Origin of the sequence: Actinoplanes sp. NPDC023936, assembly GCF_040639325.1 — a bacterium.
In the GTDB taxonomy this organism is placed as follows: Bacteria; Actinomycetota; Actinomycetes; order Mycobacteriales; family Micromonosporaceae; genus Actinoplanes.
In genome coordinates this window covers 1-18,651 of the sequence record NZ_JBEZZR010000023.1, presented here as the reverse complement: position 1 = coordinate 18,651, position 18,651 = coordinate 1, and the positions used below count along the sequence as shown (strand labels likewise).

The 18,651-nt window shown below is 70.9% G+C and carries 13 protein-coding genes; 6 read left to right on the top strand and 7 right to left on the bottom strand.

The features are described from left to right. Window positions 1-532: 532 nt before the first annotated feature. Together AB0F72_RS26340 and AB0F72_RS26335 are read right to left on the bottom strand one after the other, a co-directional pair. Window positions 533-2,359, bottom strand: a complete 1,827-nt coding sequence (locus tag AB0F72_RS26340; protein ID WP_360436137.1) for a rhamnogalacturonan lyase — start codon at window positions 2,357-2,359, stop codon at window positions 533-535. A 94-nt stretch (window positions 2,360-2,453) separates the two neighbouring features. Further along, window positions 2,454-3,980: a diguanylate cyclase gene (locus AB0F72_RS26335; RefSeq protein WP_360436135.1), complete on the bottom strand. Its 1,527-nt coding sequence runs from the start codon at window positions 3,978-3,980 to the stop codon at window positions 2,454-2,456. 157 nt (window positions 3,981-4,137) lie between these two features. Between AB0F72_RS26335 and AB0F72_RS26330 the strand changes: the two genes are divergently transcribed. Beyond that, window positions 4,138-5,304, top strand: a complete 1,167-nt coding sequence (locus AB0F72_RS26330) for an acyl-CoA dehydrogenase family protein (RefSeq protein ID WP_360436133.1) — start codon at window positions 4,138-4,140, stop codon at window positions 5,302-5,304. Between the two features lie 276 nt (window positions 5,305-5,580). After that, entirely contained in the window at window positions 5,581-5,991 is a 411-nt protein-coding gene (locus tag AB0F72_RS26325; RefSeq protein ID WP_360436131.1) for a VOC family protein, read from the top strand. 148 nt (window positions 5,992-6,139) lie between these two features. Here AB0F72_RS26325 and AB0F72_RS26320 read toward each other — a convergent pair whose 3' ends face one another. The 5 genes from AB0F72_RS26320 to AB0F72_RS26300 form a co-directional block, all read right to left on the bottom strand. Then, window positions 6,140-6,808 (bottom strand): GNAT family N-acetyltransferase, encoded by a 669-nt coding sequence (locus AB0F72_RS26320; RefSeq protein ID WP_360436129.1) that lies wholly within the window; start codon window positions 6,806-6,808, stop codon window positions 6,140-6,142. A gap of 125 nt (window positions 6,809-6,933) precedes the next feature. Further along, window positions 6,934-9,981 (bottom strand): EAL domain-containing protein, encoded by a 3,048-nt coding sequence (locus tag AB0F72_RS26315; RefSeq protein ID WP_360436127.1) that lies wholly within the window; start codon window positions 9,979-9,981, stop codon window positions 6,934-6,936. Between the two features lie 79 nt (window positions 9,982-10,060). Continuing rightward, a complete protein-coding gene (locus AB0F72_RS26310; protein ID WP_360436125.1) occupies window positions 10,061-10,969 on the bottom strand; it encodes a 5'-3' exonuclease in 909 nt (302 codons plus the stop codon). Between the two features lie 10 nt (window positions 10,970-10,979). Then, on the bottom strand, window positions 10,980-13,298 hold the full coding sequence (locus tag AB0F72_RS26305; protein WP_360436123.1) for an FtsX-like permease family protein: 2,319 nt from the start codon (window positions 13,296-13,298) through the stop codon (window positions 10,980-10,982). Further along, entirely contained in the window at window positions 13,295-13,987 is a 693-nt protein-coding gene (locus AB0F72_RS26300; RefSeq protein ID WP_360436121.1) for an ABC transporter ATP-binding protein, read from the bottom strand. The genes AB0F72_RS26305 and AB0F72_RS26300 overlap by 4 nt, the downstream gene beginning before the upstream one ends. Before the next feature lie 140 nt (window positions 13,988-14,127). On the opposite strand from AB0F72_RS26300, the gene AB0F72_RS26295 reads away from it, so the two are divergent. The 4 genes from AB0F72_RS26295 (at window position 14,128) to AB0F72_RS26280 (ending at window position 17,325) form a co-directional block, all read left to right on the top strand. Beyond that, complete coding sequence (locus AB0F72_RS26295) at window positions 14,128-14,913, top strand: histidine kinase (protein WP_360436119.1); 786 nt, start codon at window positions 14,128-14,130, stop codon at window positions 14,911-14,913. A gap of 64 nt (window positions 14,914-14,977) precedes the next feature. Further along, window positions 14,978-15,643 carry a response regulator transcription factor gene (locus AB0F72_RS26290; RefSeq protein WP_360436117.1) on the top strand — a complete coding sequence of 222 codons (666 nt, stop codon included), beginning with the start codon at window positions 14,978-14,980 and terminating at the stop codon, window positions 15,641-15,643. A 20-nt stretch (window positions 15,644-15,663) separates the two neighbouring features. After that, window positions 15,664-16,803: an acyl-CoA dehydrogenase family protein gene (locus AB0F72_RS26285; protein WP_360436115.1), complete on the top strand. Its 1,140-nt coding sequence runs from the start codon at window positions 15,664-15,666 to the stop codon at window positions 16,801-16,803. Between the two features lie 63 nt (window positions 16,804-16,866). Beyond that, entirely contained in the window at window positions 16,867-17,325 is a 459-nt protein-coding gene (locus AB0F72_RS26280) for an Lrp/AsnC family transcriptional regulator (protein ID WP_360436113.1), read from the top strand. The last annotated feature ends 1,326 nt before the right edge of the window (window positions 17,326-18,651 follow it).

The window sequence follows — 18,651 nt, the reverse complement described above, 5'->3', positions numbered from 1 at the left end:
ACCCCGCGCTGCACGGAAACCTGCGGACGCCCCACGCCCTGCAGAATGACGCAAACCCCCAGCGCTCCACGGTCAGCGGCGACCGACCGTGACGCGCGGCCGCATCGGCGCACTACCGGGCAGCGGGTATTCGGCCAGGTCGTCTTCGATACCGCAGAGTTCCTCCACCTGGTCGGGGAACACGGCGGCGCGGCGATACACGACAGCCGGCGGATCCGCCCCTTCCGGCCAATTCCACGACCGGCATCGTGGCGTGCGCTATGGAGGATCGCGTCGAACAGCCCCAGCGCACGGCTGTTGTGCAGCGGTTCCGTGTTCATCGGTGCCCCGGGACGAAGTGAGGATGAGAAGGCATGACGCCTCCGGCCGCGGTGGCAGGCTGACTGGGGGCCTCGGTGTGTCGTCGGGCTGTCCCCGGAGCGGGGGAGTGCCGGCACGGCCCACGACGGCCCAGCACACTCGGAACCCGGCAAGCAGTGGCCGTCCAGGCCCGGCACCGGAGCAAGCCGGGCCTGGACGGTGTTTCACCTGCTCAGCGGAGATAGATGACGGGTTGCGGCGGCGTGGTCATGCCGTTGCCGAGGAAGAAGCTAGGGTGCGGCGGCTGGTTGTACGCCGTGTTCTGCCAGGCGATCGCGACGCGGTACTGGGAGTCGTGCATCAGCGTGTGAACGCGCCGGTCCGTCGCCGCCGGTGTGCTGTAGATCCGCAGCGCCGACGAGTCCGACAGCCGCCAGACGATCTCCTCCCGCCAGTCGCCGAGGATGTCGCCGGAGAGGGCCGGCGTCTGTTTCGTGCCGTTGTTCGACGCCACGCCGGACGCGGTGAGCAGCCGGGTGTCGGCGCTGGTGCCGTACTTGTCGACGCGGGTGGCGTCCACGAGTTCGCGGACCGGGTCGCCGTCCCACCAGGCCAGGAAGTTCGCCGACGACGGTTTGCGGCCGATGTTCTGGCCTGCCGTGTTGGAGAGCCCGCTGACCGACGACGACCAGGCCTCGGCGCCCGCGCTGCCGGCGTGGACGTCTGCGGCCACCGCCCGGCCGTTGTCGCAGCCGCAGGACGGGTGGGACCAGATGACCGCTCCGGTACGGGCGTCGAGCATCGCGTCGGTCGGCTGGGAGGTGCTCTCCGACGGTCGGTAGACCTCCAGGCCGGCGCGGGACGGGATCAGGTCGCCGACGTGCAGGGCGTCGCCGTGGCCGAGACCGCTGCGCCACATCAGCGTGCCGTTGTCGTTGATCGCCGCGGCGCCGTACATGATCTCGTCCTTGCCGTCGCCGTCCGCGTCGGCGATCGACAGCTGGTGGTTGCCCTGGCCGTAGGCGCCGGTGTTGCCGGTGCCCGAGTCGTAGGTCCAGCGGCTGGTCAGCGCGCCGTTGCGGAAGTCCCAGGCGGCCACGACGGCGCGCGTGTAGTAGCCGCGCGCCATGATCAGACTGGGGCGTTCGCCGTCCAGGTACGCGGTGCCGGCCAGGAACCGGTCGACCCGGTTGCCGTAGCTGTCGCCCCAGGACGACACGGTTCCCCGCGCCGGGACGTAGTTGACCGTCGACATCGCGGCGCCGGTCCGGCCGTTGAACATGGTCAGGTATTCCGGGCCGGACAGGATGTAGCCGGACGAGTTGCGGTGGTCGGCGGTCGACGAGCCGATCACCACGCCGGTCCCGGAGCGGGTGCCGTCAGCGGTCTTCATCGCCACCTCGGCCGTGCCGTCCCCGTCGTAGTCGTAGACCTGGAACTGGGTGTAGTGCGCGCCCGCCCTGATGTTGCGACCCAGGTCGATGCGCCACAGCCGCTGGCCCTGCAGGGTGTACGCGTCGACGAAGACGTTGCTGGTGACCCCGGACTGCGAGTTGTCCTTGGCGTCCGCCGGGTCCCACTTGAGGACGATCTCGTAGTCGCCGTCGCCGTCCAGGTCACCGACCGAGGCGTCGTTCGCGGAATAGCCGGATCCCGGTGGTGAGATCGGCACGTCCAGATAGCCGTTCGCGAACGTCAGCGAGTTCGGCGAGGCGGCCTGCTCGACGCCGCCGACAACGGCACGCACGGTGTAGACCGCGTTCGCCGCGGCGCCGGCGTCGAGGTAGTTGGTCGACCCGGTGACCGGGGTCGTGGTGATCCTGGTGCCCGCGCGGTAGACGTTGAATCCGGTCGACGGCGCCTCGGTGCCGAGCAGGCGCCAGCTCACCAGGTTCGCGCTGCCGGATCGGACGCTGATCAGGCCGCGGTCGAGATCCTCCATCTGGCGCGCGACGGCCGCCGATGCCGGGTTCGTTGCGACCGCGACGACGGCGACCGGTGCGGCGATGGCGGCGAGCACGGCTGCGGTGAGCCGTCTCCGCCTTCGTGTTACGGACATAACGGGTCCTTCCACTGGGGATGACGATCGGCCGGTGGGGGACCAGCCGATCCATACCAGTAGATGCGTTAGGGCGTCCGGAACAACAGTTCTTTCAGGCGGCGACTTCAGGTTTTCCGGCGGCGGCTTCGAGAGATTCCTGCCAGACCGCCCAGCGGGTCTCCGGGCCGAGCGCCTTCGCCTTGTACATCGCCAGGTCGGCGCGGTGCACGAGCTCGTCGTGGTGAAGCTCGCCCGGCGCGGACACGGCCACCCCGATGCTCGCCGCCAGGGTGATCAGCCGGCCGTCGACGGCTACCGGGCCGAGCGCGGCGGCGATCCGGCCGGCCGTCTCGTACGCCTGCCGCGGTGACGCCAGGCCGGAGAGCGTGACAGCGAACTCGTCCCCGCCGAGCCGGGCCGGCAGGCCCGGCGACGGCACGCAGCGGCGCAGCACGTCGGCGAGCTCGACGAGCACCGCGTCGCCGGCCTGGTGGCCGAACGTGTCGTTGATCTCCTTGAAGCTGTTCATGTCGATCACCAGGACGGCCGAGTGCAGGCCCGCGCGGGCGTCCCGGTGCAGCCCGCGGTGCGACGTCTCGCGGAAGCGGGACCGGTTGGCCAGGCCGGTCAGCCCGTCGATCAGCGCCAGCTCGTCGGACTCCCGCTGGACCAGCGTCTGGCGCGACAGCACCAGGGCGCTGAGCGCGGCGCCGCCGATGGCGAGGCCGCCCCACGGCGAGAAGTGCCTCTCGGCGATCGCGGAGTACAGCATCAGGCCGGGGGCGACCATGACCGCGAGGTACGGCAGGCAACGCCCGATCCGGAACCCCGGCCGGTGGGTGAACCCGGCCCGGCGCGCCGGCCGGCTCTGCTCCACCGCGGCCGCCGCGAGCAGCGCGTCACTGGTGATCCACCAGTAGAACTGCCAGGAGGCGCTGACCGTGATGCCGTGCGCGTTCAGGTAACCGTTCACCGCGTCGCCGGCGAAGAGCACCAGCGTGCCCGCGGTGAGCAGCTGCAACGGCCGCCGCGCGGAGTCGTCGGCGCCGCGCAGCAGGGCGCGGGCCACGGTGAACAGCAGGGCCAGGTCGCCGATCGGGTAGAGCACCGCGGAGACGAACCCGTCCGTGAAGTCGTGACCGCTGTGGATCATCGGGTCGACGGCCGTGTACCAGAGCACCAGCGAGCCGCCGACCAGCACGGTCATCGCGTCGAGCACGTTCTTGGCCCGGTCGCGCGGACGCATCTTCGCCAGCGGGAAGAGCTGCAGCGCGATCAGCAGCGCCACCACGAAGATCACGTGGATGACGTCGTCCGCGGTCTTCGCGTCACCCGGGTTCAGGCCGCTCAGGTTCAGCACGCACAGCACCGGCACGCTGAGCACCAGCACGCCGAAGCAGCCGGCCACCGCGGTCCAGGCCCGCCGCAGACGTGCCGGCAGGTCGGGCAGGCGGGCCGCGCGCAGGGCCGCGAGCATGCCGAAGACGCCGAAGCCGAACCGGGCCGTCTCGGCGATCCACTCCTCGTCGCCGCCGCCCGCGTCCACGGCGAGCAGGGCTGCCGTCGTGACGGCGTAGAGCAGGCCGAGCGCCCGATACGACGCCCGCGACGGAGGCACCCGATTCGTCCAGGTGTGCAAGGATCCTCCTCCGCCGGTGCCGACCCGCCGACCAGCTCCGTGCTGATCAGTTCCGGATGATTGGTTCCGGGTGATCGGTTCCGGGCTGATCGGTTCCGGCCAGAGGCGACTTGAGCAGGCCCTCGGGGGCAGTCGGGTTGCCGCATAGGATCGGCGCATGCTGACCCACGACGAGGCGGTCACCGCCGCCCACCGGCTCGCCGCCGAGCTCGAACCCGGCGCGATCCAGCGCGACCGCGACGGCGCCGCGGTGATCCCGCACGACGCGCTCGCCGCCCTCGACGCGTCCGGCCTGCTCGGCATCACGATCCCGGCGGCGGACGGCGGTCCGGGCCTCGGCCCCCGCACCCTCGCCGAGGTCACCCGCGTCCTCGCGGCAGCCGACCCGGCGATCGCCCAGGTGCCGCAGGGTCACTACCTCATGATCGACATCCTGGCCGTGCACGGCGGCGCCGACGCCCGCAAGCGCCTCTTCGCCGACGTCCTGGCCGGAAAGCGCCTCGGCAACGCCCTCGCCGAGCGCGGCGGCAAGCATGCGCAGGACCTGCGCACCACCATCACGGACGGTCGTCTGACCGGCGTGAAGTACTACACGACTGGCGCGCTGACCAGCGCCTGGATCGCGGTCAGCGCGCTGTCCCCGGAGGGCCGCCTGGTGCTGGCGTTCGTGCCCCGTGACGCGCCCGGCGTCACCGTGGACACCGATTGGGACGTGATCGGCCAGCGGGCGACGATCAGCGGGACGGCCACGTTCCGTGATGTCCCGGTCGAGCTGGTCGTCGATTACGCGTCGGCCTACGAGGTGCCGCAGCAGCTCGGGGCGCGGGCGCAGCTGGTGCACACCGCGATCGAGGCGGGGATCGCCGGGGCCGCGCTGCGCGACGCACGGACCTATCTGCGGTCCACGGCCCGTCCGTCGACGGAGGCCATCCGGGCAGGTCACGGCAGTGCTGCGGAGGATCCGCACGTGCGGCACCGCTACGGGCGCCTGGCCAGCCGGGTCCGGGCCGCGGAGGCGCTGCTGGACTCGGCCGCACGCACCCTCGACGAGATCGGCCTGATCCCGGCATCCGCCGACGAGGCGACCCGCGGATCACTCACGGTAGCGGCGGCGAAGGCGTTCGCCAGCGAGGTCGCGGTCGACGCGGGCTCGGAGCTCTTCGCGATGTGCGGCACCAGCGCAGCGGCCGCCAAGTGGGACCTGGACCGCCACTGGCGCAACGCGCGAACGCACAGCGTGCACGACCCCCTGGATTGGAAGTATGCGCACATAGCCGCATATGAGCTCTCCGACATCCTTCCGCCCAATCACGGACAGCTATAACCCTTTCCGGTACGCGCAAAGCCGTCCCCCACCGCACCACACCCGTCCCGCCGCCACCACCCCTGACGCCCCCGGCCCGGCGCGCCCCGCCGCCGGCCCCGGCGCGGGTCCGGAGAGCGCCCGCGCCGACAGCGCCCGCGCGGCGACAGGCGCTCGTTTCGCCAAGGTCGCGCCGACAGCGCCCGCGCGGCGACAGGCGCGCCGCGACCGGGCACGGGGACGAGCCGCTGCGGCTGGCGGCGGGGAAGTGTCGTAGGGGAGTGGCACGATGCGGGCATGGGGCTACGGGTTGATCTGACATTCGACTGTGTGGATGCCGTCTCGTTGGCGGAGTTCTGGAAATCGGCGCTCGGTTACGTGGACGAGCCGCCGCCGCCCCCGTTCGCGACGCGGGACGAGTGGGTGGCGTCGTTCGGCGAGGGGGAGGGTGACGGCGGCGCGGCCTGGCTGGAGGATCCGGCCGGCGCCGGGCCGCGGCTGAGCCTGCTCGAGGTGCCCGAGCCGAAGGTTGCCAAGAACCGGCTGCACATCGACATCCGGGTGGGCAGGTCGGACGACCAGTGGGAGCGCGTCGTGGCGAAATCCGGCGAGCTCGTCGCGGCGGGCGGCCGCGTGCTCACGGTCGTCGACGGCCACCACATCGTGATGGCCGACCCGGAGGGCAACGAGTTCTGCGTCGCCCCCTGAGGGAGGCCGCCCCGGGCTCGGGGGGCGCCGGGCTCGGGGGGCGCCGGGCTCAGAGGGCCCCCGGCTCGGAGGGCGCCGGGCTCTGCGTCGCCCCTGAGGGAGGTCGCGCCCCCGGCCCGGAACGAAAGGGACGGGCCGGAGGCGGGTGTCAGGCCGTGGCGGTGCGGCGGAAGGAGGCGAAGACCACGTCGCCGCTGTGTTCGAAGCCGAGCCGCCCGTAGAGCCGGATGGCGTTCTCGTTGTCGTGGACCGTGTGCAGGAACGGGAGCTCGCCCCGGGCCAGGATGCCGGCCGCCACCGCGAGGGTGAGGCGGGCGCCGAGGCCCTTGCCGCGGAACTCCGGGTCCGTGCAGACGGCGCTCACCTCGGTCCAGCCGGGCAGGCGGAACCGTTCGCCGGCCATCGCGACGAGGCGGCCGCCGGTGTCCCGGATGCCGAGGTAACGGCCCAGGTCGATGGTGCGCTTGCGGAACGGGCCGGGTTGGGCGCGGGCCACCAGCTCCAGCATCTCCGGCACGTCGGCCTCGGTCAGCTCCACCGCGTCCGGGTCGTCGACGCCGGTCATGCTCTGGCCGATCATCTGCACGCCGGCGAGGACCTCGGTGGTCTCCCAGCCGGCCGGCGGGGTGATCGACGGGCCGGTGAGGACCGCGTGATCGGTGATCGTGGCCAGGTCGCGCCACCCCGCCGGGTCGGCGGGGTCACGCAGCGCGGCGAAGGGCGCGATCTCGGGTGAATAGCGGGCGGCGTCACCGGCGGCCTCGGCGAAACAGGCCTGCGGCCCGGCGAGGGCGGCCCACACGGGATTCTTCAGCACTCTTGCGACCCTGCCCCTTACCGGTCCGCCGCGCCAGTGATATCCGGGCAGCCACTCACGCGGGAACGCACACTTATCTGCCGGATCTGTCAACGATCCGGCAGACAAGTGGGATACGTGCCAACTCAGCTCATGATGGCCAGGCGGGACGCCACCTGCGTGCGCGCCGGGATGTCGGCCGGCCAGAGCGGCTTGGCGAACAGGTAGCCCTGACCGTACTGGCAGCCCATGGAGTCGAGCGCGGCGTGCTGGCCGGACTCCTCGATGCCCTCGGCCACGACCGCCAGGTCCAGGTTGCCGGCGAGCGTGATGATCGTGTCGACCAGGGCGTGCTGCTGCCGGCTGTGCAGAATGTCGTCGATGAACGACTTGTCCAGTTTCAGCACGTCTACCGGCATCTGCCGCAAGTAACTGAGCGAGGAGTACCCGGTGCCGAAGTCGTCGATCGCCACCCGTACCCCCAGGGCGCGCAGCGCCTTCAGATCGGCGAGGACCTTGTCGGCGTCCCGGAGCACCAGGCTCTCGGTGATCTCCAGGAGCAGCCACTCGGGACGGGCGCCCGTGTCGGCGAGGGCCTGGCGGACCACGTCGGCGAAGTCGGGGCTGCGGAACTGGCGCGGCGACACGTTGACGCTCACGTAGCGCAGCGTGCTCGACGGGTCCTCCGCCTTCCACTCGGCGAACTGGCGCAGCGCCTCGCGCAGCACCCACGTGCCGATCCCGACGATCGCGCCGCTCTCCTCGGCGGCCTCGACGAAGTGGAACGGCCCGAGCAGGCCGCGCACCGGGTGCTGCCAGCGGACCAGCGCCTCCACGCCGGTGATCCGCTGATCGGCCAGCTCGACGATCGGCTGGTACTGCAGGACGAACTGCTCGCCCTCGATCGCCTCGATCAGCTGGGTACGGACCTCCAGGCGCTGCACCATCGCGGTGTGCAGGTCGTTCTGGTACCGCTGCCAGCCGCCCTTGCCGAGGCCCTTGGCCAGGTACAGCGCGAGATCCGCGTGACGCAGCATCTCGGTCGCGTTGGCGGCCTCGGAGTTGGTGGCCACGCCGACGCTGGCGGCGCCGTTGACCAGGTGCACCCCGCCTTCGCCGTCGGCCAGCTCGATCGGCGCGGCGAGCGCGGCCACCAGGCGGCTGGCCACGTCCTCGGCGGCATCCGCGCTGTGGCTCTGCTTGACCAGCACGGCGAACTCGTCGCCGCCCATCCGCGCCGCGGTGCCGCCGGCCCCGATGGTCGCGGTGATCCGCTGCGCCACCGCGATCAGCAACTGGTCGCCGACCGCGTGACCGAGAGTGTCGTTGACCTCCTTGAAGTCGTCGAGGTCGAGGAAGAGCATGGCGAGGGTGCTGCCGTCCTGAGCGGCGGCGAGGTGCGCCTGCTCGAGACGGTTGCGGAACAGCACCCGGTTGGCCAGGCCGGTCAGCGAGTCGTGATACGCCTGGTGGGTGAGGTCGTCCTCGAGGCGACGCTGCTCGGTCACGTCACGCAGGGTGACCACGATCCCCCGTACCGTCGGGTCGTCACGCAGATCGCGCGAATCGCACTCGATCTCCACCCGCCGCTCGCCGCGCAGCGCGGCGAGCGCGATCCCGGCCAGGTCGCCGGCGCCGTGCTCGACGCGGGCGAGGGCGTCCCACAGCGTGATCCGGGCGTCCGGCGTGAGCAGGTCCGCGAAGATCCGGCCGGTCGGGTCGGTGCTGCCGAACAGTGTGCCGGCGGACGGGCTCGCGTACCGGATGGTCCCGTCCTCGTCGAGGATCATGATGACGTCGGCGGCGCTCTGGATCAGGGTACGGAAATAGGCCTCGCTGTCCCGGCGGCTCACCTCGTGGGTGAGCGCGATCCGCTCCAGCACCGACGCGATCTGCGCGCCGAGCGTCTCCACCGAGCCGCGCAACGCCCGCAGCACCGCGTCCGGGGCGCCCAGCACGATCACGCCGTGCCGGTCGCCGGGCAGCGGCTGCGCGCAATGAAGCACGTTCGCGAACCCGCCGCTGCTCAGATCCTCGGGCAGGTCGCCGGCGGCCATCCAGCTCACCACGGCCTCGGCGCGACCCGGCCGGGGCATCGCCAGCTGCAGGTGGTACGGCTGGTCCTCGGGCATCAGGCGGGCCACGGCGCTCTTCACACCGACCACCAGATCCTGCTCGTCGGCGGCGGCGAACAGGGCGGCGCCGGCCTCCCGCAGCGCCCGTTCCCGCGCGCCGGCCTGGCGCTGCGCCACGGCGAGATCCGCGACCCGGGCCAGGACCAGCAGGAACATGACGGCAGCGGCGGCCGCGATCACCGGCGCGTCGACGATGCCGCCACGGGCGATCTCGACCTCCCGGCCCTGCGCGTATTCCAGGGCCAGCACGGCCGGGGCGATCAGTGCGGCGGCGCTGAGCCAGAACAGCCGGTGGCGGCCCATGCCGGTCTCGGCGCTCTGCCCGGCCGGCTCGGTGAGCTCGCGCATCGACGGGCGCAGCGCCGCGTACCCCATCGACGAGTAGAAGACGATCCAGCCGAGGTCGACCGGGCCGCCCAGCTCCCACGCGCTGTTGAGCTGGTCCTGGCCGTAGAAGATGTCGGAGACGAGCAGGCCCACCATGGCCACGCCGATCGTGCTGACCGCGCCGGGCTTCTTGCCGTGGCCGGTGAGCATCCGCAGGATCATGGCGAGCACCAGCACGTCCCCGAGCGGGTAACCGATCGAGACGACCTTCTCCAGCGTGGTCAGCTCGGCCGAGCGGGCGAACGGCGCGATCCAGTACACCCAGGCGAGCAGCCCGAGGCCGACAGTGGGCACCAGCGCGTCGAGCAGCGCCGCCTTGTCGCCGCCACCCGACCGGACCCGCACGAAGATCAGCAGACCGGCGGTGAGCAGCGGGTAGAACAGCAGGTAGAGAACATCGTTCGGGCCGGGGAAGCCGGGCTCCCCACCAACCGCGAGCACCAGGTTGTACAGGCTGTCGCCGGTGGTGAACAGGACCAGCGAAATGCTGATCAGGTACCACGGCAGGCGCCGGGCCGGTCGGTGCAGGCGCACACCCACCAGCACCATCGCCGCGCACGAGTAGCCCAGCGCCGCCCAGGTGTAGAGCTGCGCGTCCGGAAACGCGTAGTACAGCCCGGTCAGCACCACGGCCCAGGCGGCGAAGCACGCGCGGACAGCTCGCGTCGACAATGCGTACTCCGATCGTTCGGCGGGGTTACCGAACAGGGGTATCGGAGGGGAGGGGCCGGGACTTGAGGAATCCGGGGGATCAGCCAGCCAGGGCGTCCACCAGGCGCCGGGCCGAGCCGGCCAGGTTCCACCGCTCGGCGAGCGCGAGCAGCGCGTCACCGTCGCGGGGCGAGGCCGGCAGCGCCGGGTCGAAGTCGGGCAGCGGCACGTCGAGGGCCACCTTGCAGACCGGCAGCGCCTTGGCCAGGTAGTCCCGTGCGGCGTCGAGTTTCAGCCGCAGGCCGGGCGCGAATCCCGAGGCCGGGTCGTCGAGGGCGGCCAGGATCTGCTCGACGCCGCCGTACCGCTCGATGAGCCGGGCCGCGGTCTTCTCGCCGACCCCGGCCACGCCGGGCAGGCCGTCGCTCGGGTCGCCGCGCATCGCCGCGAAGTCCGCGTACCACCGGGCGGGCACCCCGTACTTCGCGCTCACCAGGGCCTCGTCGGCGTCCTCCAGCTTCGCGACGCCACGGCCGCAGTAGAGCAGGCGGGTGCCGCGCGCGTCGTCGACCAGCTGGAACAGGTCACGGTCGCCGGAGACCACCTCGACCGGGGCGGGCTGGCCGGCGGCGAGGGTGCCGAGCACGTCGTCGGCCTCGTAGCCCTTCACCCCGAACGCCGGGATGCCGATCGCGGCGAGGACCTCGAGCAGCACCGGGACCTGCCGTTCCAGCGAGGCCGGCACCTCCTCGACGTCGCCGTGCGCCACCCGGTGCTTCTTGTACGACGGAACCAGCTCGACCCGCCAGGCCGGCCGCCAGTCCGCGTCGAGCGCGCAGACGAGACGGTCCGGCCGGCGGGTCCGGATGAGCTGGGCCAGCATGTCGAGGAAGCCGCGGATCGCGTTGACCGGCTCGCCGGCCGGCGTCTGCGCGGCCTTCTCGGGAATGCCGTGGAAGGCCCGGAAGTACAGGCTCGGGGCGTCGACTGCCAGCAGCGGTGAGGTCACGCCGAACACCCTATTCGTTGTGCAACACCCGTGCGATCGTCAGCCTCGCGGCGGCGCGGGCCGGCAGCAGCGCCCCGGCCACCGCGATCGCCACTCCGCTGAGCAGCAGCAGCCCGAGGGTCACCGGATCCCAGACCTGCATCACGTACTCCGGCAGGCGGATCTTCGCGGCGTCCGCGGAGAGCGGCACCACGAACCGGTGCGCGACCAGGCCGAGCGGGATGCCGAGCACCCCGGCGACCACGCCGAGCGCCGCCATCGACGTCACCACCATCGTGACGACCTGCCGGGGCGTCATCCCGATCGACTTGAGCATGCCCAGGTCGCGGCGGCGTTCGGTGACGTTGAGCGCGACCGTGTTGAGCACGCCGAGCGCCGCCACGGTCGCCAGCATCAGCGCGAGCACGCCGGAGAAGGCCGTGATCGCGGTGGAGAACGAATCGCCGCCGGTGTTGTTCCAGGCGTCCAGTCCGGGATCGGCAGCGGTCACCGCGTCGGCGTACGCGGTCAGGTCGGTCCCGGCGACGGTCTGCACCTGGTAGAAGTACGCGTTCGTGTCGAGGCCGGTGAAGTTCCGCCACGCGGCGAACGCTCCTTCGGGGCCGGGCAGGCCCCGGACCGTCTCGCCGACGACGGTGAAGGTGGTCCAGGCGCCGTCCAGCGACACGGTGAGCTTCTCACCGATCGCCAGGCCGCGTTCGTTGAGCAGCTGGGTCGGCAGAACGAGCTGATCAGGGGCGGTCATCCAGTGGCCCTCGTAGAGTTGTTCCGCGTAGCCCATGGCGGCCATGTCACCCCGTACAAAATTGATCTGCAAAGGCTCGCTCTGACCGGCGACCGACAGGTTCCGGTTCACCGCGACCCCGACCCGGGCGGTTCCCGGCAGGCCGCGCAGCATCTGCTCGACCTCGGTGTCCGACCGCCGGCTGGGTGCCTGCTCCTCGCCGTTGAAGGGCCGGACGCCGATCTCGCCGGAGGCGCGTGCCCCGACCTCGCTGATCCGGATGACGGAATCGGACAGGCCGATCGCGAACGTCACGCTCACCACGCCGAGCAGCAGCGACGCCATGGTGAGGGCGGTCCGGGCCGGGCGGGCGAACGGCAGGCCGAGTCCGAGGCTGATCGACCGGGGCAGCCCGGATCCGCCGAGCACCCGCTGCACACGCAGGCCACGGCCACGCCGCGGCGCGCTTCCCGCGCTGATCGCCTCGGCGGCGGAGAGGCGGTGGGCACGCCAGGCGGGCAGCAGCGCCGCGATCAGGACAATCATGGGTACGCCGGCAAGCGCCGCCCCGATGACCCAGGAGCGGATCTCCGCCTCCTCACCGAAGCCGAGCCCGCGGAACGTGTCGGTCAGCATCGGGCGCACCGCCGCGACGCCGAGCCCGGTGCCGATCGCCGCCCCGGCGACGGCCGGCAGCGACACCATCGTCAGGTAGACGGCGACGACCTGGCGCGGTGTGAACCCGAGCGCCTTCAGCACGCCGATGTGCCGGAACCCGGAGATCACCGCGCCGCTCACCACGTTCCCGACGATGATCACCGCGACGAGCAGCCCGAGCACGCCGAACGTGCCGAGGAACGGCAGGTAGACACCGGGCCCGGCGGCCGCCTCCTCCTTCCTGACCAGGTACGGCTGGGCGGCGAGCAGCGCGTCGCCGGGGAGCCCCGTGGTCACCCCGGACAGTCGCGCTCCCAGCGCCGCACGGGTGGCGACGTCGCCGGTGAAGCGGTAGAGCATCTGCGTGCCGGTCGGCTTCATCGCGGCCACCTGGGCGGGCGTCACCCAGCCGTCGGCCGAGCCGCTGATCGTGAACGCGTAGCCGACGACCGTCAGCGTGGCGGCCGGCGTGACCAGCTCGGTGATCCCGGCGAGCGGGCCCATGCGATAGTCCTCGGCGGTCAGCGGCGGCTCGTTCAGCACGATCTCGCCGGCGGCGGACGGCCAGCGGCCGTGCCACAGGTCGACCCGGTCGACCGGTCCGGCCGGATCGGCCCGCCCGACCACGGTGAGCGGCTGCCCGAAGACCGGGCCGACGTCGTTGCTCGCCTCGACGATCACCTGGCCGAAGGGTCCGGCCGCGGCCTGCACCCCGGTGGTGGCGCCGGTCAGCTGGGCGCCGGTGACGCGGGCCGGGTCGTAGGTGACGACCGCGTGGGCGCCGCGCTGCGACTCGAAGGCCCGCTGGAACGGTGAGCTCGCCGCGTCCAGCAGCGCCAGCGAGACCAGGGCGCTGGTGGTGCAGGCCAGCACGACCAGGAAGATCACGAACGTCTGCATCCGGCGCCGCCGCACCGCGGCCCGGGCGGCGGTCCAGACGGCCGTCATACCCGGTCCAGGGCGGACTCGGCCGCGATCCGGCCGTCGGCCAGCTCGATCAGGCGGTTCGCGCAGCGATGCGCGAGGCGCTCGTCGTGCGTGACGATCAGCAGGGTCTGCCCGATCTGATTGAGGTCGAGCAGCAGGTCCATGACCTGCTCACCGGCTCTGCTGTCCAGGGCGCCGGTCGGCTCGTCGGCGAGCAGCAGCGCCGGGCGGTTCATCAGGGCGCGGGCCACCGCGACCCGCTGGCGTTCGCCGCCGCTGAGCGCGGCCGGGTAGACGTTGCGGCGGTCCGCGATCCCGAGCTCGTCGAACAGCTCCAGCGCGCGGCGCCGGGCGGTGCCCGCCGAGCTCCCGGTGAGCTGGGCGGCCAGGGCCACGTTGTCCAGCGCGGACAGGTCGTCGAGCAGGTTGAAGAACTGGAAGATCATGCCGAGGTGGTGGCGGCGGAACAGCGCCAGCCTGGTCTCGGTCATCTCCTCGAGGCGTTCGCCGTGCACGCTGACCTGGCCGGCGGTCGGCCGGTCCAGCCCGGCGATCATGTTGAGCAGGGTGGACTTGCCGCAGCCGGACGGGCCCATCACGGCCACCGCCTCGCCGCTGTGGATCTCGAGGGTGACGCCGTCCAGCGCCACCGTGTCGCCGTACTCCTTGCGGACGCCGTCGAGGCGTACCACCGGGGTGTCTGTGGTCATGGTGGGAACGCTACGAAAATTCGTACCCGTAAATCATCGGCCCGGGGATGCAATCAGCCGCCGCGTCATCCCGGCGATGTAGGCGCGGATACTCTCGCCGGCGGATGTGGCGGGATGCGCCGGTCTGACAGGGTGGGCGCATGGTGGTGGCGGGGCTGGTGATCACGGCGCTCGTCGCTGCCGGTCTCGCGATCGCGCTGCGCCGGGCCCGGCAGCGTCACGAGACGGCGATGGGGGAGCGGGGCTGGCTGCTGGAGCGCGAGCGGGAGAGCGCGGCGCGGGCCGCCGTCGACGCCGAGCGCGCCCGGATCGCCCGCGAGCTGCACGACATCGTGAGCCACAACGTCAGTGTCATGATCGTGCAGACGGCGGCGGCGCGCGAGGTGCTGCGCACGCTGCCGGACGAGGCGCTGACCGCGCTGGCCGCGGTGGAGACGGCCGGGCGCGACACGATGAGCGAGCTGCGGACCCTGCTGGGCGTGCTGAACCCGGCCGCGGGCAGCGACGACCTGACGCCGCAGCCGACCCTCGACGCGCTCGGCCCGCTCGTCGACCGGATCGCGTTCGCCGGCATGCCGGTCGAGGTGCGGATCTCCGGTGCGGCGCGCCCGCTGCCGAGCGGGATCTCCGCGACGGCCTACCGGATCGTGCAGGAGGCGCTGACCAACGCGCTGCGGCACGGCTCCGGCGGCAAGGCCGAGGTGACGATCCGCTATGCGGAGCGCGCGCTGCGCGTCGAGGTGCTGACAACCGGCCCGAGCGTCCTGACCGGTGCGGCGCGCGCGGAGGGCAACCCGCCTGCGGAAGGCGCCGGCCGTGGCCTGCTCGGGCTGCGCGAGAGGGTGGCCGTCTACGGGGGTGACCTGGACGCCCGGCGTCGTCTCGGCGGCGGATTCCGGGTGCGGGCGAGGATCCCGCATGAGTGAGCCCAGAGCCATGAGTGAGCCCAGAGCCATGAGCGGGCCCAGAGCCATGAGCGGGCCCAGAGCCATGAGCGGGCCCAGAGTGCTGATCGTCGACGATCAGGAGCTGATCCGCACCGGGTTCCGGCTGATTCTGACCGCCCGCGGCATCGAGGTGGCCGGCGAGGCCGCCGACGGCCTGCAGGCGGTCGACGCCGAGCGGCGGCTGCGGCCCGACGTGGTGCTGATGGACATCCGGATGCCCGGCATGGACGGGCTGGAGGCGACACGGCAGATCCTGGCCCGCAACCCCGGCTGCCGGGTGCTGATGCTGACCACGTTCGACCTGGATCGGTATGTGTACGCAGCGCTCGCCCTCGGCGCCAGCGGCTTCCTGCTCAAGGACGTCACGGCCGACCACCTCGCCGCGGCGGTGCGGCTGGTCGGCACCGGTGACGCGCTGCTCGCGCCGTCGATCACCCGCCGGCTGGTGCAGCGGTTCGCCGCCGCGGGCGACACCCCGGCCGTGCACCGTGATCTCACCGCGCTGACGCCCCGCGAGCGGGAGGTGCTGACGCTGCTCGGGCAGGGCCTGTCCAACACCGAGCTGGCCGCCGCGCTGACGCTGAGCGAGGCGACGGTGAAGACCCACGTGGCACGGATCTTCGCGAAACTCGACCTGCGGGACCGGGCGCAGGCGGTGGTGCTCGCCTACGAGACGGGCCTGGTGACGCCCGGTTCCCGGGATGGCTGAACGTTCGTTAAGCTGGCGCCATGACTGTGGATCGGCTGCTTCCCACCCCCGAGGCGCACGACCTTCTCGACCTGACCCGTGAGCTCGCCACCCGTGAGCTGGCCGGCAAGGTCGACGACTTCGAGGCGCGCGGCGAGTTCCCCCGTGAGGTGTTGCGCACCCTGGGCCGGTCCGGGCTGCTCGGCCTGCCGTACCCGGAGGAGAGCGGCGGCGCCGGCCAGCCGTACGAGGTCTATGTCCAGGTCCTGGAGCTCCTCGCCGGCACCTGGCTGGGCATCGCCGAGGCGGTGAGCGTGCACACCCTCTCCTGCCTGCCGGTCGCCTTCTTCGGCACCGAGGAGCAGCGCAAGATGCTGCCCGACATGCTCGGCGGGGAGATGCTCGGCGCGTTCGCCCTCTCCGAGCCGCAGGGCGGGTCCGACGCCGCGTCGCTGACCACCCGCGCGGTCCTCTCCGGCGATCATTTCGTGGTGAACGGGACGAAAGCCTGGATCACCCACGGTGGCCAGGCCGACTTCTACAACCTGTTCTGCCGCACCGGAGGCCCCGGCCCGAAAGGCATCTCCTGCATGCTCGCCGACGCCGCCACCCCCGGCCTGCTGCCGCAGCAGCCGGAGCGGCTGATGGGCCTGCGGTCATCGGCGCCCGCGCAGATCGTGCTGGAGGAGGCTCGGGTGCCGCGCGACCGGCTGGTCGGCGCGGAGGGCGAGGGCTTCGCCATCGCGATGAAAGCGCTCGACGCCGGGCGGCTCGGCATCGCCGCCTGCGCGGTCGGCCTCGCCCAGGGCGCGCTGGACCACGCGGTCGGATACGCGCGGGAGCGCGAGCAGTTCGGCCGGCCGATCGGCCGTTTCCAGGGCCTCGGCTTCATGCTCGCGGACATGGGCACCCAGATCTCGGCCGCCCGGGCGCTGCTGCTGAACGCCGCCCGCCTGAAAGACGCCGGCCGGCCGTTCTCCACCGAGGCGGCGAAAGCGAAACTGTTCGCCACCGACGTCGCCATGCGGGTCACCACCGACGCGGTGCAGGTCCTCGGCGGATCCGGCTATGTCAGCGACCACCCGGTCGAGCGCTGGTTCCGGGAGGCGAAGGTGCTGCAGATCGTCGAGGGGACCAATCAGATCCAGCGAATGGTGATCGCCCGCTCTCTTCTGGGCTGACATCTCTGCGGCCGGGCCACCGGTGTGCTTCCGGGTGAACCGCTCTCCCGTAGGGTTACCGGCGTGGAAGAGATCGACCAGGCGATCGTGTCGGCGCTCACCGCGGACGGCCGGCTGTCCTACACCGACCTGGCCGAACGGGTGGGCCTCAGCGTCTCCGCCGTGCACCAGCGGGTCCGGCGCCTCGAACAGCGCGGCGTCATCGCCGGCTACACCGCGAAGGTGTCCTACGAGGCGCTGGACCTGCCGCTGACCGCGTTCGTGGCGATCCGCCCGTTCGACCCGTCCCAGCCCGACGACGCGCCGGACCGGCTGGCCCACCTCACTGAGATCGACTCGTGCTATTCGGTGGCCGGCGAAGATTTCTACATGCTTCTGGTACGGGTGAAGAGTCCCGCCGATCTCGAACGCCTGTTGCAGGACATCCGGACCGCGGCCAACGTCACGACGCGTACCACGGTGGTGCTGTCCACCCCGTACGAGAACCGGCCGCCAAAGATTGGGTCGACCACCGTTGAATGACATCGCGCCATTTCTTTCGCATTCCGGTCGTGTACAAAATCTTGGGATTGGCCAGGAATTTTCGCAGTCCGTCACAACGCTCGAATTCGGTCGCGCAACTGTATGACTAGACCATCACCTAGGTCTTATCTGCCGGGCATGAGTTGCAGATCGAAGACAAAAGTGTCACCCGTTCTAGCGTCGAGGAATTGCCAAGTAGCATAATTTGAGCCCGCCAGATCGGAAGCGGATGTCACGACTCCCCTTCCGCCTCGCTCGCTCACCGAGACGACGGAATCAGCGGGGGGCACGAAGTTGATGGTAACCTCGGCTACTGACTTATCAGTATAATGAGGATGTCGTCGCATTCTCCAGGTAAGTGAGTCTCGCCCAGATTCACGCAGTGGATTCCACAGGCCAGGGGAATAATAGTTGACAACCCAATGGCATGATTTCTTGATTGCAGGCCGGAATAAGGCAACTACACGAATCCAGCGATCCCTCCGGACCGGCAGGATCTCGATGCTGGCGTCTCCCGGCCGAATTATCTCGCCTGAGAACCTCATGTCCTCGAAGCTTGGGGCATTACGGCTATCCGGAATAACCGGGTAGAAGGATCGGTACCTGAGTGGCTTCGTAGGGGTAGTTACTAATTCATGTCGAACTCTGTCCCCGTTGCTGGAGTGCCCGATGCGGACGGTCAGGTCTATTTTCTCCGAGAAAGGAGCGTCGGCGGAGTCCAATACATAGTCCAAGGCCTCGCGAAGCATATCCCTTTCGCGAAGCGCTCCAATCAATCCGGCGACTATGCGGCGGTGAGCGAAATGGATAAGGGGAAGGGACAGTGATATGGCAAAAATTGCACCTAGTGTTAGCTGGCCAATTCCGCTCACTGCTAACTGGGCGACTCCGGACGACAGTGCAAGCGCAATCGACAAGAAGGGCCAAGCGATGCGAAGAGGGCCGCCGTCTTTTCTCATGCCCCTCCAGGGCTGGCGTGACTACGGAAAATCGAGTCTCTAGCCTTCGCTATCTATCGCGACTGCGCAAGATATGCGCCACAAGCCGTCAGAAGCATCGAGTTTCGATCAGGCAAGTGCTCTACTGAAATTTTTTCATCTTGAGCAGGCTGGGTTCTCGACGTAGTGCAGGACGAGGATGACCCAAAGCGAGCAGGGCTCGCCGGCCGGGGTCGAGGCGGCGAAAGCGGCGCCGGAATTCTGACGCCGCTTTCCCAGAGCTGCCCTAGCGCCAATGCCGGGTAGTTAAGGATCCGGGCTGGTCGTCAAGGCTGGTCCGGCGAGGACCGTGAGGCTGATGGTGGCCTTGTAGGTTCGGCGGTCGATG